The sequence below is a fragment of the Bacteroidia bacterium genome (assembly GCA_041391665.1).
Classification (GTDB): Bacteria; Bacteroidota; Bacteroidia; order J057; family J057; genus JAGQVA01.
On sequence record JAWKNO010000003.1, the window covers coordinates 332,904 to 349,614 of the forward strand.

At 45.4% G+C, this 16,711-nt stretch carries 13 protein-coding genes; 6 read left to right on the forward strand and 7 right to left on the reverse strand.

What is annotated here, in order from left to right:
* Positions 1-26: 26 nt before the first annotated feature.
* Both R3D00_24145 and R3D00_24150 read left to right on the forward strand, forming a co-directional pair.
* Positions 27-641, forward strand: a complete 615-nt coding sequence (locus tag R3D00_24145) for a sigma-70 family RNA polymerase sigma factor (GenBank protein MEZ4776288.1) — start codon at positions 27-29, stop codon at positions 639-641.
* Entirely contained in the window at positions 616-1,152 is a 537-nt protein-coding gene (locus tag R3D00_24150; protein MEZ4776289.1) for a hypothetical protein, read from the forward strand. Before R3D00_24145 ends, R3D00_24150 begins: the two co-directional genes overlap by 26 nt.
* A 19-nt stretch (positions 1,153-1,171) precedes the next feature.
* Here the strand turns inward: R3D00_24150 and R3D00_24155 are convergent, their stop codons facing one another.
* The 5 genes from R3D00_24155 to R3D00_24175 form a co-directional block, all read right to left on the reverse strand.
* Entirely contained in the window at positions 1,172-1,495 is a 324-nt protein-coding gene (locus R3D00_24155) for a DUF952 domain-containing protein (GenBank protein MEZ4776290.1), read from the reverse strand.
* Positions 1,492-2,487 carry a sugar phosphate nucleotidyltransferase gene (locus R3D00_24160; protein ID MEZ4776291.1) on the reverse strand — a complete coding sequence of 332 codons (996 nt, stop codon included), beginning with the start codon at positions 2,485-2,487 and terminating at the stop codon, positions 1,492-1,494. The genes R3D00_24155 and R3D00_24160 overlap by 4 nt, the downstream gene beginning before the upstream one ends.
* Positions 2,488-2,526: 39 nt before the next feature.
* Positions 2,527-3,615 carry a YiiG family protein gene (locus R3D00_24165; GenBank protein ID MEZ4776292.1) on the reverse strand — a complete coding sequence of 363 codons (1,089 nt, stop codon included), beginning with the start codon at positions 3,613-3,615 and terminating at the stop codon, positions 2,527-2,529.
* A gap of 54 nt (positions 3,616-3,669) precedes the next feature.
* Complete coding sequence (locus tag R3D00_24170; GenBank protein MEZ4776293.1) at positions 3,670-4,194, reverse strand: GNAT family N-acetyltransferase; 525 nt, start codon at positions 4,192-4,194, stop codon at positions 3,670-3,672.
* Between the two features lie 76 nt (positions 4,195-4,270).
* A complete protein-coding gene (locus R3D00_24175) occupies positions 4,271-5,191 on the reverse strand; it encodes a DMT family transporter (protein MEZ4776294.1) in 921 nt (306 codons plus the stop codon).
* A 101-nt stretch (positions 5,192-5,292) separates the two neighbouring features.
* Between R3D00_24175 and R3D00_24180 the strand changes: the two genes are divergently transcribed.
* On the forward strand, positions 5,293-6,651 hold the full coding sequence (locus tag R3D00_24180; GenBank protein MEZ4776295.1) for a glutamine synthetase family protein: 1,359 nt from the start codon (positions 5,293-5,295) through the stop codon (positions 6,649-6,651).
* Here R3D00_24180 and R3D00_24185 read toward each other — a convergent pair.
* A complete protein-coding gene (locus R3D00_24185; GenBank protein ID MEZ4776296.1) occupies positions 6,644-7,390 on the reverse strand; it encodes a rhomboid family intramembrane serine protease in 747 nt (248 codons plus the stop codon). The genes R3D00_24180 and R3D00_24185 overlap by 8 nt on opposite strands.
* Positions 7,391-7,751: 361 nt before the next feature.
* Here R3D00_24185 and R3D00_24190 point away from each other — a divergent pair, with 361 nt between their 5' ends.
* From R3D00_24190 to R3D00_24200, 3 genes are all read left to right on the forward strand, one after another.
* Complete coding sequence (locus tag R3D00_24190; protein ID MEZ4776297.1) at positions 7,752-8,807, forward strand: tetratricopeptide repeat protein; 1,056 nt, start codon at positions 7,752-7,754, stop codon at positions 8,805-8,807.
* A 48-nt stretch (positions 8,808-8,855) separates the two neighbouring features.
* The gene (locus tag R3D00_24195; GenBank protein MEZ4776298.1) at positions 8,856-9,983 is read left to right on the forward strand and encodes a tetratricopeptide repeat protein; all 1,128 of its coding nucleotides are present in this window, start codon (positions 8,856-8,858) and stop codon (positions 9,981-9,983) included.
* 194 nt (positions 9,984-10,177) lie between these two features.
* On the forward strand, positions 10,178-16,210 hold the full coding sequence (locus tag R3D00_24200) for an alpha-2-macroglobulin family protein (protein MEZ4776299.1): 6,033 nt from the start codon (positions 10,178-10,180) through the stop codon (positions 16,208-16,210).
* Here R3D00_24200 and R3D00_24205 read toward each other — a convergent pair whose 3' ends face one another.
* Entirely contained in the window at positions 16,211-16,672 is a 462-nt protein-coding gene (locus R3D00_24205; protein ID MEZ4776300.1) for a DinB family protein, read from the reverse strand.
* Between the last annotated feature and the right edge of the window lie 39 nt (positions 16,673-16,711).

Genomic DNA, 16,711 nt, shown 5'->3' on the forward strand with positions numbered 1-16,711 from the left:
CTACGTGACTCACTAAATTCGATGTCATGGAGAAGGCGCTAATTAAGAAAACTCAGGACAGAGACCTCATTAAAGGTTTCATCTCCGGTAATGACCTATGTTTTGATGTACTGATACAAAGGTACAAATCAAAGGTGTTTACCACAATTTATTTAATTGTAAAAGACCGTAGTGTCGCGGAAGATTTGTTTCAGGATGTAATGATCAAGGTCGTCCGCATGATTCGCTCGGGAAAGTACAATGAAGAAGGGAAATTTCTTCCCTGGGTGATTCGCATTGCCCGAAATCTTGCCATAGACCACTTCCGAAAAGTACAGCGAACACCCGTACAGCGCGAAAGCGAGGACTACGATGTGTTCCAGTCTGCCCAACGTTTGGAAGGGAGTTCTGAAGACGAGATAATAACGGAGGAAAATGCTCGTTATATCAGAGGATTGATTCAGAAACTTCCGGATAAACAAAGGGAAGTACTAATCATGCGGTCTTATGCAGATCTGAGCTTCAAGGAAATTGCTGCGATCACAGATGTAAGCATAAATACTGCCCTTGGGCGCATGCGTTATGCATTGCTCAATCTGAAAAAACTGGCGCAGGACAACGGAACGCTGCAGGATTATGAAGAACAAGAAGTTCACCGATGAAGATATTATCCGTTTCATCTACGATGAAATGGTCCCTCATGAGAGCGAAGCTTTCCTGGTAGAGCTTTGCTCTGATGAGCTTTTGTGGGAGCGATATGAATTCCTACAGGAAACAGCCGGCATGGCTGCCAGTGTAGTATATGAACCCTCCGAGCAATCAGTCCAGAAAGTCATGGACTATGTCCGTGAAACGGCTCCCTATATCCCTCAGCCGACTCGTGCTGATCGCTTCAGAGATGCTACCCGCACCTTTATTGCAGGAAAAATACCCATGGCTATCAGCCTCAACGCGGTAATTGTTGTGGCTTTTATCTTTTTTGTAACAGTTGCCATCATGGGATCGGCCTACCAACTTACCCGTGGCGGTATTATTACCCCTAAAGGTACGCTGGTACAGCAGGTTGACGATGAAAATACAGAGCTTTATCAATGGGATGACTCAGCCATTGAAGAAGAACTGATGCAAATACGCAAAAGCGTGGACAACCTCCGCGAAGATCCTGTATTATAAGTCTGAAAGTTTGATCCTCCTATACCTGTTCCCAGATACCTCCATTGCGTATCAACATATGGGTATCGGTAATCAATTCTAATGGTACTGGCCCGTACACATGCGGGAACAATTCATCCCGATCAGGGGCAGGTTCCCATTTCAGCAAATGTTTGATATTTTTTTCAGCAATTTCCAGGACTACCAATTCCTCATAGCCTGCAAAAAACAAATTGGCAGATTCCATCATTTGTTCTTTGGTAGAAAAGTGGATAAAACCTTCACTTGCCAGTGATGCTGTGTGGTAAACGCCTTTTCTCAGCGCATTTTCCCAGTCCGCCGTCGTTGCGAGATGATATATCATTCGTCAAAATCAATTTCTGTGTTGTCTCCGATATTGATACTATTGGCTTTGCCTTTCAGGGTCGTATCATTGCCTACCACGGAATTATTGAGGATAATAGATTCCAACCGGGAGTAGGCACCCAATATTGAATTTCTCACAATCGAATTTTCTATCTTTGCATTTTCGGCAATGGCTGCATAAGGCCCGATTATGGAATTGCTGATTTCACATCCTTCCGCAATGAATACCGGAGGAATAATTACAGAATTGTGATACTGCTGCACCGGCGTTTCCTGTATTCGCTCTAGTAATATCCGGTTGGTGAGCAAAAGACTCTGTTTTCTCCCACAGTCAAACCAGTTATCCACCCGATAGGTGCGAAACTTTACGCCACGGCGGATCATATTCATTAATGCGTCGGTCAGCGAATACTCCTGGTCGCCTTTTGTATCCGGCTGAATCATGTCCTTCAGTACATCCAGCAAAACCGGAATATGGGTAATTTTATACAACCCCACCAACGCGAGATTACTCGTCGGAATATCTGGTTTCTCGCTGAGTTTTTTCACATATTGTGCCTCATCCAGCATCGCAATCCCAAACTCCCTCGGGTCATCCACCTGATGTACAGCCAGCATTCCCCCTTCAGCATCGATAATGTGTTTGGTATCATCGCCGAAAATCGTATCACCAAGCAGAATTAAGATTTCCCCACAGTCCCGAATCGACTCGCGTGAAGTCCAGATAGCATGGGCCAGGCCCAGCCTGGGCTCCTGAACCACAAACTCCATATCAATTTTTCCGGAATAATGCGTTTCTACATATTCCTGAATTTTTTCGCGGAGATAGCCCACAATAAAGACCTGCTCCCGGATACCAGCATCCAGGAGGTTTTCAATAATATGTCCCAGAATAGGTTTCCCCGCTACTGGTATCAGTGGCTTGGGTTGTGTATGGGTATGGGGTCTGAGCTTAGTTCCAACTCCGGCTACAGGAATCACTGCTTTCATCCAGCTTCAATTAGATCAGAAAAACAACATTTTGCATGCTTATACCGGTCCCCTGACATGAAACAATGTACCGGTAAGCATCTGTATCTTTGACTCGTCGTTGCGTATATAACTATTATATCTTTCCACCAGATCGTCATACCCATCCAGTAGCTCAAATGGTGAACCCGTGATCATCCAGCCACTCAGGGGATTATCACTCCATTTTTCACCCATTTCATAAGGTTTTTTATCCCGCACCCTTCGCATAAGGTCTTTCGCATTTTTGAGGAACTCGTCATTTTCAGACATTAGCGAGCTTATATCATCGACGGCCTCTTCACCTTTATGCATTTTGGTATAGACAAGCATATTTTCGGATACGACCTTAAAGCTGTCAAGCAGGCTGTTGAATTGTGAAAGTTTTACATCCAATGGATTTACTACAGAACCAACCTTCATCAAATCCTGCGCGAGCATCATCATATTTAATGCAAGAACGTTGAGCGTATCACCCGCCTCGCGGGCTGCGATAATCTCCTTGTTCATAACACCTGCCTGAAGTTCGAGGATCGTGTTGCGAAAAAGAAGATCGGCAGCGGCAAACTCATCAAACAGAGTAACTAAAGGCTGATGAAATTCTTTTGCTTTGGCAAAAGCATCATCCTTATAATCTTCATGTTCATAATATCGGTTGACCTCTTCGACCTTTTCATAGATATTGGCCAGAGCAGCTATATATACTTTGCCGGCTGAATCAAGCATAGGAAGGTGCGGTTCCATATCCCATGCTTCCTGCATTTTCCGGGCCTGGTCCGTATAATCATACAGACTATATACCCCATAGACATTGCTTTCTTTTCCGGTTGGTCCTTTTACTTTGTCAACCCAGGAGAGGTATCGGTAATAACTATCAAATACCCGGTTGGACTGCTGGTTGATACAGACAATAGATACATTCAGCTTTGCCGTAGTTTCCGCATCGGATACTTCAGGAGCTACCGTAACGACGGATTCAATACTATCTGCAGATATATCCTGAGGAGGAGTACTGTCTAAGTATTTATTCTTAATATATAAAAACAGGACGAGCAGGACTGAGCCTAAAAAAAGCAGGTTTTTTAAGGTTGAAGGTTTTTCTTTTTCCATAATGTAAATTAAGCAAATTCTGCTGAATGGCGATGGTTTTTCGCACAAATTTGCTTACCCCCGGTATCGCACAAAACGGCGGACAGGTTGGGGATATTCCCGGTGTTCGACTCTTTTGTCAAATGTCATCCCAAGGTTTTCCGCAAGCTTTGCGCCACTGGTATTTTCATCAGAAACAAATACTTCTACTTTTTCCAGCATGAGGTAATCCAGGGCATAACTCATCATTTCTTCTCCGGCTTCGGTTGCGAAGCCCATTCTCCAGAAATCAGGTAAAAAGATAAATATTGCCTCTGCACTGACACCGTCTTTCAGCGCAGTAAGTCCCATAGCACCAACATATCGTTTTGTAGCTTTCTCCTCTACAGCCAGTGCAAAAATAGGCGCAGGTGAATCATAAGACTTGATGATTTCCTCAAAAAAAGCCTTTACACCTTCTCTGCTCCTTTCTTCAGGGGAAATAAACAGATTCTCCGTAGCTTGCTGGCTAGTAAGAAAAGCATAAAATCCCTCAAAGTCTTTCTCCTGCAAAGGTCTGATCAGCAATCGCTCGGTTTCGAGTTGGGCAGGGATTTCCATAATTTTTGTTTCTATTTGATTCAGCTGCAAATATACAATTATGCTGGAATCATCCCTACTTTCCGGGCGGAAAGTATCATGGGCCTTCCTCCTCTACCTCCTCCTTTTCAAATCTATCTACCATATAGACACTCAACAGGATCAGGGCCATAGCACCAATTTCCGTTGAGCTGATAATTTCTCCATCCTGATAGCCCCAATATAAGGCGACGATTGGAATCAGGTAAGTAGTGAGGGTAGCAAAAACAGGACTGCTGATCTGAATCAGTTTGCTCAGCAGCAGCAAGGCCAAAGCATTGCCAAAAGCACCAAGAATCACAAGAAACCCTGCAGCAGCCAGGCCTTCTGTGCTTCCCAAAGCCAGCGGAAAAAAACCGGAATACAGCGCATACCCCACTGCCAACGGCGATATAATTAAAAATGATATGGAAGAAAGTTGTATTACCGAAAGGCCGGCGAGATTAAATCTGACGATGTTCACGGTAAATCCATTAAACAAGGTTGCCAGCACTGCGATAAGAGCAAAGGCATTAACGCCATTGATTTGGCCTTCCCCCGCCTGAAAAATCAACATCCCGGCCCCGGCTACCCCAATCAACAGTCCCAGAATCTGCAAAACCCTCACCGACTGGCGGTAAAACATAACTCCCACGACCAGGGTCATCAGAGGGGTAAGGGTATTGATCATTCCATTTAACGCACTGTCTAAACGAGTCTGGGCAGTAGCGTATAAGAGCGTAGTGAACAGGTTGGCCATAAATGCAAACGCGATCAGGGGGAGCCATTTTTCTTTGGGAATACGGCGAAATTCTCTGATAGCAAAAGGGAATAGAACCAGTGCAGCAGTCATCATTCGACCCGAAAAAACCTGCGGCGGGGAAAATACTTCCAGCACCCGCTTGAGCATGATAAATGAACTGCCCCAAATAAGGGTGAGAACCACAATCATGATCCACGATTGTGTGCGGGTACTCCACTGAGCAAAGGCGTATTTCAACTTGGCGGTTGGTTTGAAGTTTAGCAAAAAAAGAGAATATCTGTAGAAAAACAAACACAAACCTACTTGGGCAATTGCCTATTAGTAACTAAATTCCCCCCATGACAGAAAAACAGACCCTAGATATTATTGAAAATTATCCCGGCAGGAAAGTAAAGCTGGCGATTACAGACATAGATGGCATCCTTCGCGGAAAAGTCATGCACCGGGATAAATTTGCTTCAGCAATTAAAAGTGGCTTTGGTTTTTGCGATGTGGTGTTTGGCTGGGATTCGGCAGATGTTGCCTATGATAACGCCCAGGTTACCGGATGGCATACCGGCTACCCCGATGCAAATGCTTTTATTGATCTGGCGACATTCAGGAAAATCCCATGGGATAATCATATTCCTTTTTTTCTCGCAGATTTTATGAGCCCGGAAGGAAATGCACACCCGGCCTGCCCGCGAAGTCTTTTGAAAAAAATTAAAAACCAATCGCTGGAAATGGGGTTTGAGCCCCTGTTTTCTCAGGAGTTTGAGTGGTTTAATTTTGAGGAAACCCCACAATCTCTGTATGAAAAAGGCTTCCGAACCCCCCAGCCTATGACCCCGGGTATGTTTGGTTACTCGATCCTCCGAAGCTCCCAAAAAAGTGCTTTTTTCAACGACCTGTTTGACCTGATGGGTGAGTTTGATGTTCCGATTGAAGGGCTGCATACAGAAACGGGGCCGGGTGTATATGAAGCGGCCATCCTGTACGGAGACATTCTGACGGCAGCAGACCGGGCGGTGCTCTTCAAATCAGGAACCAAAGAAATCGCCAGCAGGCATGGACTTGTGGCAACTTTTATGGCCAAGTGGCGGCAGGATTTGCCCGGTTGCTCTGGCCATGTTCACCAAAGTTTGTGGAATGAAAACCGGAAAAAAAATCTGTTTTTCGACGCAGGTGACCCGCTCCATATGAGCGAGTTGATGAAAAGTTATATCGCGGGACAATTGTACTGTCTGCCACATATTTTGCCGATGTATGCACCTACGATCAATAGTTACAAACGGCTGGTGGAAGGAGCCTGGGCACCGACGACACTTACCTGGGGTATGGACAACCGTACAACCGCGCTCCGCATCCTGACAGGTTCTGAAAAATCGGCACGGCTGGAGACACGTGTTTGCGGCTCAGATGCCAATCCTTATCTGGCAATGGCTGCGGCGTTGGCCTCTGGCTTATATGGCATCCGCCACAACCTGAAGTTGTCTCAGCCACAAGTAGTAGGCAATGGATATGAAGAATCCAGATATGGGGTTTTACCCCGCAATCTTGCAGAAGCAACTCAGGCGATGAAACAGTCCGATATTGCAAAAGAGCTACTCGGAGAGGCGTTCACTGATCACTATGTGAGGACAAGAGAATGGGAATGGCGCGAGTTTTCCAAAGCCGTTACAGACTGGGAAATGAGCCGTTATTTTGAGATTATCTGATACTCCGGGAAAAATAGTGCCTGGGATCTCTTTTAAAGGAGTTAAATTCTTCCGGTGGTTCATACTGCGAATGGGCAAATAGCCTGTAAGCAAGAACACCCGCGAGAAAACCGCCAATATGCGCCCAAAAAGCAATCCCTCCGACCGTCTCTTTTGAGACAAATGCGGTTGTACCATCAACCAACTGAAATAAAAACCAGAAACCCAGATAAACAAACGCGGGGATACGGAAAAAAAACGGTATATAAAAAACCGGGAATAACATGAGAATTTTGCTGCGTGGAAACATCAGCATATAGGCACCCATCACACCCGAAATCGCTCCCGAAGCACCAATGGCGGGCACAGGTGAATCCCAATTAAACACAATATGGGTGGCACTGGCCAAAAAACCACATAAAAGATAAAAAACCAGGTACCGCCCCTTTCCCATGCGATCTTCGACGTTATCGCCAAATATGTATAGTGTCCAAATATTTCCAATCAGATGCAACCAGCCTCCGTGCAGAAAAATATTGCTCAGAAAAGGAAAATAATAAGCAATAGCGCCCATTCCTTCTGCCCGAATGGCAGGGTCAGTATATATACGCGGGATTATTCCGAAAACACGAATTAACCACTCAGAATCTTCAGGAGAACGGGTAATCTGAAAGAGGAAAACCAAAATATTTGCAACAATGATTCCGCAATTGACGATGGGAAAAGACCGGGTTGGAATGGTATCACGAATAGGAAGCATAGGCTAAGAAAAAAGTATTTGTAAGAAAATCAGTTAAAAGTATGGAATATGCGCAAAATTTATATCTTTTATAACAAAGAATCGTTAACCTGAAGGAAGGATAAATGACTCTCACAAGCTCCGGTTATTCCAGCAACTTAATTTCATAATCTGATATATTTTACAATAATTAGAATACATTGGCTGAAGAAATGTTTATAAAAAGTACAATAGCGCTTTGGGTAATAGCGGATTGTTTCCTACTTTCACATTTAATTTACCAAATCAAAAATAACCAAATCCATAGATTTCCAGTTCATTTAAATAACAATCTTTGATTTGACCTTCTTCCACACCAAATGCTAAAGATACACATCATACCATGAAGAGATTCATCCTAACGACGCTGATTGCGGTACCTCTGTGTATGCTTGCTCAACCTAATGCCACAATCAGGGCATTTAAAGCTGAAAAAAAATTTGCTGAAGGCCGCAGCAATTATGACAATGGCGATTACCGCGCTGCCATAAAAGTTTTTGACGAAGTAGCAGACCTCGATCCCGACCATCAGACTGTATATGAGCTGAGGGGAGAATCCTATTATAAACTTGAAAATTACGAAGCCGCAATCGAGGATTATTCCCGTGCGGCCAAACAGCATCCCGATAATGCAGAATTGCGCAACAGCCTTGGGGTTGCTTCCGCCAATATGGGGCAATATCGCGCTGCGGCGTCCTACTTCTATGAGGCTCTTCAGATTGACCCCAATCACGAATACGCACGCCGAAATCTCGATATAGCCAATCGCAAACTACGTGAATATGGGGACGGCAGCAGCCAAAACAGTAATTCTAGCTCAAGCTACAACAACTCCGTACAAGACTATAATAAAAATCCCAACAATGGGGACTATGGCCTTTTTGACACAAACAATCCCCGCGACAATTCCAACAATGGAAGCTGGAATGTGTCCAACTCCGGCAACTCCGGGGCTACTCCGCTGGTTGACCGGCCCGATACTCCTGTAACTACCAAACCCAGAGAACGAACCTACCCGCAAAATAAGATTCTCGTCGGAAATCAGGCAGACCCCTATGTAACGATCGAACAGGTAAAAATCACGCAAAATGCTACGCTTATTACCTTTAAAGTTCAAAGTGTTGGCACAAAAGTATTCCCGATTTTCCTTGACAAGAAAGGAGGTGCCAATGCACTTTATATCTCTGACAGAGCCTACAAACGATCATTCCGGCTGACCGACGTAAGAAGTCTGCAGGGCTGGCCGGAAAAACCCTATATGCTCCAGCCCGGGCAGGACAAATTTTTTACTGCGGAGTTTGAACGAATTGATGATGACATCGTTTTTTTCCATATCCTCGAAGGGCAAAGCAATCGGGAAGGGGCATGGGATTTTTGGGATGTAGAACTTAAAGACTAATTTTTTGCAAAATCTGTAACTATATATAACCACAAAAGAATTTGGGCTATGAATCAAAACCGGTTTTATTACCTGCTCTTTACCGGAATTATTTTATTTACACAACCAATATTTGCCCAGCCTGTCAACCCATCTCTGGATCAGGGAATCCTGTATTACCAGAGCAACCGGTTTGCCGATGCTATCCGGGAATTTGACCGGGCAAAAAAAATTGAACCTGAAAATCCTGTGATCTATGAGTATATCGCCAATACTTATTACAAGATGCAAGCCTATGAATCTGCCGAGAATTATTATACTGACGCCATCAACAAATACTATCAGATCCTAAAAAACAGCCGTCAGGCAGATATTTACAGAGATGGCGGACTGGTACTCCTGGAACCCGGCAGCAGTTCCAGAACCTCCTATGCCATGCTTTACAACAACCGGGGAGTAACCCGTGTGAAACTCAACAAGTCATGGGAAGCGGCAAGAGATTTTGATGAAGCGCTCAATATCGACCCGGGACTGACCATCGCAAAAGACAATCTCAATTTTGCGAAAACCGGCCAGGCAACTACGGCCTCTGTACCCAGAGGTGATAATTACAACCGGGCAGGCGGACCCAACTATACCTATTCGAGACCGATCAGCGTACCACAACCCGTAGATCCATCCTCAAAAAAAGAACAGAGTGTGGATGTTCGGGAAGAAAGATTAGCTGCAATAGATGAAGGCCGAACCAGCGTATTTGATATTTTCAAACCGAAACCTTTTGAAAAGAGAAATGTGCCATCCAGAGGTAAAGTCTATAAACTGCCTACTGTCGGCGCTCGTTCGCATAATTATCTGACGATTGAAAGCGTACATATCATGCCTAATGCCACGCTGATCACTATCAAAGTCCTCAATGAGGAGAGAAAACCTTTTGATGTGAGTATCGCTGACAGAAACTCCGATGAAGCTTTTTTTATCACTGACCGTTCCGGAGCAAAACGTACAACTTACAAGATGAAAAACGCCACGGGTATCAATTTCTACCCCCGTACCACAGAACTGAAACCAGGTGAGTCTCTTGTATTTACCCTTGAATTTCCCAAAATCCCTGACGACATGGGCTTTATCAATCTCATCGAAGGTAATAATCAGATCGGACAGGAGTGGAATTTCTACAATATTGACCTGACCAAATAAACAGACCTTTCTAATATTAAAAATTTTCAGCGTGAGCCATTATCCTCACGCTGTTTTTTTTGTATCAAACGATATCGAACAATTCAGCCGATAACTATGATCTGTGCGGCAGATTCGGTAACTTTCAAATTAATCCCCGTCTGAAATAGATGACGCATGCAATCGTTATTCCAGTACAACAAACCCAAATTTCTATGAGAACCCTCCGCCTGTTATTTCTGGCATTTTTCCTGCAAACCACTCTGGCAACTATGGCAACACCTCCGGATAATTATGATCCCCTGTGGAAAACCGTTGATTCACTCGAATCGAAAGGACTGACACGCTCGGCAATCGAAAAAGTAGATATAATTTATCAGAAAGCATTGGCGGAAGACAACGCAGTGCAGCAAATTAAAGCCGTTTCCCACAAGATAAAATTTCAATCGAGAATTGAAGAAAAGGCCGATTCGATGAGCATTTCGCTGGTGAGTGAGCTTGTGCAGCAAGCACAGTTTCCCAAAAAGCAGATCCTTCAGTCGATGCTGGCAGATCTGTATCTGCATTATTTTCAGCAAAACAGATACATGATCTATGATCGGACAGCAACTGAAATACGCCCTGAGGACTTCCAGACCTGGGATGCCACACATTTTCACAATCAAATCGCTGAGCTGTATTTTGCTTCTATTGAACCCGAAAACCTGCTAAAGCGTGAACGCATCGCCGCTTATGACCCCATTCTGATAAAGGCAAAAGAGTCTGCGATTTACCGGCCGACCTTGTATGACCTGCTTGCGCACCGCGCACTCGACTATTTTATCAGCACAGAATCCGGTATTACCGAACACACCGAAAAATTTGTTCTCACAGACAAAGAGGTTTTCGTACCTGCAGAATCATTTACCCAGTTGACTTTCAACACGCCCGATATACATTCCCGTATTCTGCATGCAGCTTCGATCTTTCAGCGACTGCTTCGCTTCCATCCTATTTCTGAACCAGATGCCTTCGCAGACATAGAAATCAAAAGGCTGGATTTTCTAAAATCGCATGCTGTAGGAGATCAGACCGATACGCTGTATCTCAAGTCTTTGGAGCAACTGGCCGATCGGCTGAAAAACCAACCCGCTTCGGCAGAAGTAAACTATAAAATTGCAGCCACCTATAATGGTCGTGCGTCAAATTACAAACCCCTGGTCTCCGATCAGTATCGGTGGGACAGAAAAACAGCCTGGCAAATTTGCAAGACTGTTGCTGAAAAATACCCGGATACCCGTGGGGCTCAGGCTTGCAAAGCACTGATCTACACCATCGAACAACAGAGTCTCAGCATGAAAGCTGAAGATGTCAACCTGCCTTCAAAACCGTTTAGAACGCTGTTATCCCACAAAAACCTCAATCAGGTATATTACCGCATTGTTCGCAATTCGAATGTAAACGAAAATTACAGCTACAGAGAAAAACAAATCCTCGAAATGCTGGTTCGGGAAACTCCCGTAGAACAAGGACTTTTCAGCCTTACCCAAAGCGGAGATTATCAAAACCATGAAGTTGAAATTCCCATGCCTGCACTCCCTTCCGGAAATTATACGATCCTGGCATGTTCTTCACAGAATTACGACCTTGAGGAAGATCTGTTCAGCTTCACAGATATCACCGTATCCGGTATTTCATGGTTTTACAGAAATAAAAATTCGGGCGAAACAGAGGTATTTATCTCTGACCGGGAAACAGGAAAGCCGATGAAGGGCGTAATGGTGCAGCGATATAACCGGGACTATTCGGGCAACCCCCCGGCAAAAGATGGAATGCCGGTTTACACAGATAAAAGCGGTTACGCCACCATTCCCTATAAACCACAGTCCGGCTATTTTGTACTGGACTTCAGATACAAAGACGATACATATCAAACCGACCGAATTTACGCCTATGCCTCAGGGGAAAGAACTGCGATACCTGTAACCCGAGTCTTTTTCTTCACAGACAGAAAAATCTACCGGCCGGGGCAAACCGTTTTCTTTAAAGCGATTGTATTGCTGGAAGACGATAAAAATCATGAAGTGAGGGCAAATTTTCCAGTAACCGTTAACTTTTTTGATGTCAACGATCAGAAAATTGCCTCACAGCAACTCACAACCAACGAGTATGGAACCGTGAGTGGTTCGTTTGTCGCACCTACGACCGGTCTTCTGGGCCAAATGTCCTTACAGGCTGAAGGTGATTACAGCTATTTCAGCGTGGAAGAATACAAACGCCCCAAATTTGAAGTAAGTTTTGAGCCGGTAACAGAAGACTACAGCCTGGGCGGGAATGCAACAATCACCGGTAAAGCCGTAGCGTATGCCGGTGCAAATCTTACCGACGCCTCAGTCAGCTACCGCGTCGTCAGAAAGGTTCGTTTTCCCTATTGGTTTGGTTATTTCTGGCGTTTTCCGATGCCCAATTCGCCCGAAAGAGAAATTGCGAATGGAGTCACAACTACCGATGATAATGGCCAGTTTGTCATCGATTTCAAGCTGATTCCCGATGAGACCGTCAAAAAATCGCAGTTGCCAGTATTTGACTATGCGATCTATGCCGATGTCGTAGATATCACAGGCGAAACCCACAGTGCAAATACCTCTATCCGGGCGGGATATATTGGAATGGAGGCGGATATCAGCATACCCGAAAAGGTGCTTAAGGCCGGAGAAGTTACATTCCCTGTTTCGACGAAAAACCTTAGCGGCAACTTCGTGCCTGCAACCGGTAAAGTTGTGATTATTCCACTAACAACGCCTGAACAAGTACGCAGAAACCGGCGCTGGAACCAGCCTGATCAGCAAATGCTCCCGGAGGAAGAATACAGAAAATCATTCCCTTATGATGTCTATGCTGATGAAGATGATTTCCGGAACTGGAAAGAAAATGCCCCGATTGCAGAAATCTCCTTCAACACTGCAGAAAATACAAACATCAGTATCAACCAGCTTTCTACCGCTCAGCCTGGAAAATATAAAGCGGTTCTTACCTCGGCTGATGCCTCAGGGCAGGAAATAAAAGTCATTCGGTTTTTTACCTTAGCAGAATCCGGCGCGGCAAAACCCGTAGTGCCTGTAGTATTGGAAACATCACTCAGCAAATTATATGCAGAGCCAGGAGATGTCGTTACCTATACCATTTCAACCTCGGAGAAAGTGCTTTGGGCCGTTTACGAACTGGAACAGGAAGGGAAAGTCATAGATCGGCAAATACTGAAAATCAAAGGAAAAAGAGGGAAACAGATCGCCATTCCCATCAAAGAATCCTATCGCGGAGGCATTTTCCTTTCGGTCTCGACCATTTGCCACAATCAATTTTTTCAGGAACAAAAAACGATCAATGTAGATTGGAGCAACAAACAGCTTACCCTCAGTTGGTCCACATTCCGCGACAAGCTTTTACCCGGGCAAAATGAAGAATGGAGGCTGAAAATCACAGGCCCCAAAAGTGAGGCTGTCGCCGCAGAACTGGTAGCCACACTTTACGATGCTTCGCTGGACCAGTTTCGCATCAATTCTTTTGATATGAACCTGTACAATGACAACTACAGGCAACTTTCATGGAATGGTTACAATGGATTTTCCCAAAGTTCTTCCCGTTCTTTTAAGGGGAAAACCAACGATTATTTCTATCCGGGAGCCAGAGGGTATGATCAGTTTAACTGGTTTGGCGCACTGGATTATTTCGGAGGCGGGGGAATGTTTCTCAACAGTGGGGTCGCCTATATGGCCGCGCCGCGTGCAGGCAAAGCCATGGCTATGGAGCGAACCGAAAGAGAACTGAGTGATTCCGTTGTAGCTTTTGATTCGGATAGCGACGGAGTGGTAGATTTTCAGGATGTAGATCCAGCCTTTGCAGGCGAAGAAGTCACGGCGCCGGTATCCGTCAGATCCAACCTCAACGAAACAGCCTTTTTCTTCCCCGAATTGGAAACAGACGCGGAGGGTTCTGTTATTCTGAAGTTTACGATGCCCGAGGCGCTCACCCGCTGGAAATTTCTGGGTTTGGCCCATACCAAAGACCTCAAAACCGGCACACTTACGGGGATTACCGTTACCCAAAAAGACCTGATGGTAACGCCCAATGTGCCCCGGTTTGTACGGGAAGGGGATAAAATGACCCTGTCAGCAAAAGTATCGAATCTGAGCGACAATGATCTGAGTGGAATAGCCGATCTGATATTGCTCGATGCTTTCACAAGAAAGCCTGTAGGGGCTTTATTCGGACTGGATGCCACACAGGTACCCTTTGCTGTCAAAGCCAAAGGAAACACAGCCGTAAGCTGGGAAATCAGTATTCCGGAAGAGGTGCAGGCCGTAGTCGTACAGGTAACCGCACAGGCAGGCAATTTCTCCGACGGAGAAGAGCATGTGATACCTATATTAAAAAACAGACTGCTTGTTACTGAATCGATGCCACTGGCAGTGAGAGGACAGCAAACGCGTACATTTGATTTTACAAAACTCCTGAACTCGGGTTCATCCACAACGCTTCGCAATCAGCAGCTTACGCTTGAGTTTACCTCAAATCCGGCCTGGTATGCGGTGCAGGCGCTCCCCTATCTGATGGAGTTCCCGCACGAATGTACTGAGCAGATATACAGCCGCTTCTACGCCAATGCCCTGGCCAGCCACATAGCGTCCACTTCACCCGGAGTACAAAGCGTATTTGAACAATGGCGAACCCAGGACAATGGTTCGGCGCTCCTGTCCAACCTCGAAAAAAATCAGGAGCTAAAATCCGTATTGCTCGAAGAGACCCCCTGGGTGCTGAATGCAAATTCGGAATCAGAGCGAAAAAAACGGATCGGGATGCTGTTTGATATGAACCGGATGAGTTCAGAATTGAGTTCTGCCCGGCAGAAACTTATTGAAAGACAGTTGGATAATGGTGCGTTTACCTGGTTTCCCGGCATGCAGCCCAACCGGTATATAACCCAGCTTATTGTCACCGGGTTTGGCCATTTGCAAAAAATCGGCGTACAATCTGCTGCCGGAAACCCCGAAATAAGCCAGGTAGTTACCAAAGCATTATCTTACCTCGATGGAAAAATCAGAGAAGATTACGACTATCTCCTCAGTCACAAACTCGATAAAACCAAAGACAATCTGGGTAGTACGCAAATCCAATATTTGTATGCCCGTTCTTTTTTCCCCGATATACCACTGACTGCCGGTACAGAAGAAGCCTATAATTTCTATTATACCCAGGCGACAACTTACTGGACAGGAAAAAGCCGATATTTGCAGGGAATGCTCGCGCTGACTTTTCACCGCACGGAAAAACAAACTATAGCCCGGCAGGTTATCGCTTCTCTCAAAGAAAATGCAGTAATAAATCCTGAGCTTGGCATGTACTGGAAAGACAATATCGGCGGATACTACTGGTATCAAGCACCCGTAGAACAGCAGGCCCTGATGATAGAAGCTTTCCATGAAGTATCGGGCGACCTGAATGCCGTCGAGGAAATGAAAGTATGGTTGTTGAAAAATAAACAAACCAACGACTGGAAAACGACTCGTGCCACGGCAGATGCATGTAGCGCCTTGCTTTCCACAGGCGCGGACTGGCTGGAGCAAAACGAGATCGTAGCCGTCACCCTCGGCAATATTGCAGTCAATCCATTCGAACGCGAAGATACCCGTGTAGAAGCCGGCACAGGCTACTTTAAAACCGCCTGGAGCAGCAGCGAAATTACCCCACAGATGGGTAAGGTAACTGTCAGCAAAAAAGCACCCGGCATCGCCTGGGGTGGATTGTACTGGCAATACTTTGAGCAGATGGATAAAATCACCTATGCCGCCACACCACTATCACTGAAAAAAGACCTGTATAAAGTGGAAAACACAGCCTCCGGCCCAAAACTGATTGCTGTCACCGATACAGAAATTCATCCCGGCGACAAGATTCGTGTCAGAATTGAACTCCGCTCAGACCGCGACATGGAGTACGTCCACATGAAAGATCTGCGTGCTTCCGCTTTTGAACCAGTAGAAGTACTTTCATCCTACCGCTATCAGGCGGGGCTGGGTTATTATCAAAGCACGAAGGACGTAGCCACGCACTTTTTCTTTGATTATCTGCCCAAAGGAACGCACGTGTTTGAGTACGACCTGTTTGCAACCCAGAAGGGCGATTTCTCCAATGGAGTTGCAACCATTCAGTGTATGTATGCACCGGAGTTTACCAGTCATTCTCCAGGAATCAGGGTTTCGGTGAAATAGTCATCGAACCCCCCATTCCCATAAACCAAACTGAATTTTCTTATCTACAGGATGGCCGGATTGTTTCAGACATAACATGATCTGGCCCCTGTGATGAGACTCGTGAGAGATCAGATAACCCAAAAAGGCAGAGGTATGGGGTTTAAACCCCTTGATCCGGTTTGATTCCAAACCGGCAGCCAGCAGTTGTTCGATAGCAACGCTGCTGGCTGTCAGTGCCGATGAAAGCGACTGTTTGGTTATTCCAGGGCCTTTTTCCAGTTTGTCGAGACCTTCCAAAAGATTAGGTGCAGCCGCTTTGAGCCACATGAGGCGCACGTTGTGAATGTGGGCAAATTGCTCACCGACATTTCTGCCTTTGGAAGCAGAGACGTCGGCGAGGTATTCTTCCTGTATCGCATCTAAGAGGTAGAGATTGATGCGGTTGTGGATTTGCCAGGTTTCGAGGAGATGATTTTCCATTGTGAGGCTGATTGTTTACACCAGAAACGTCCATTAATT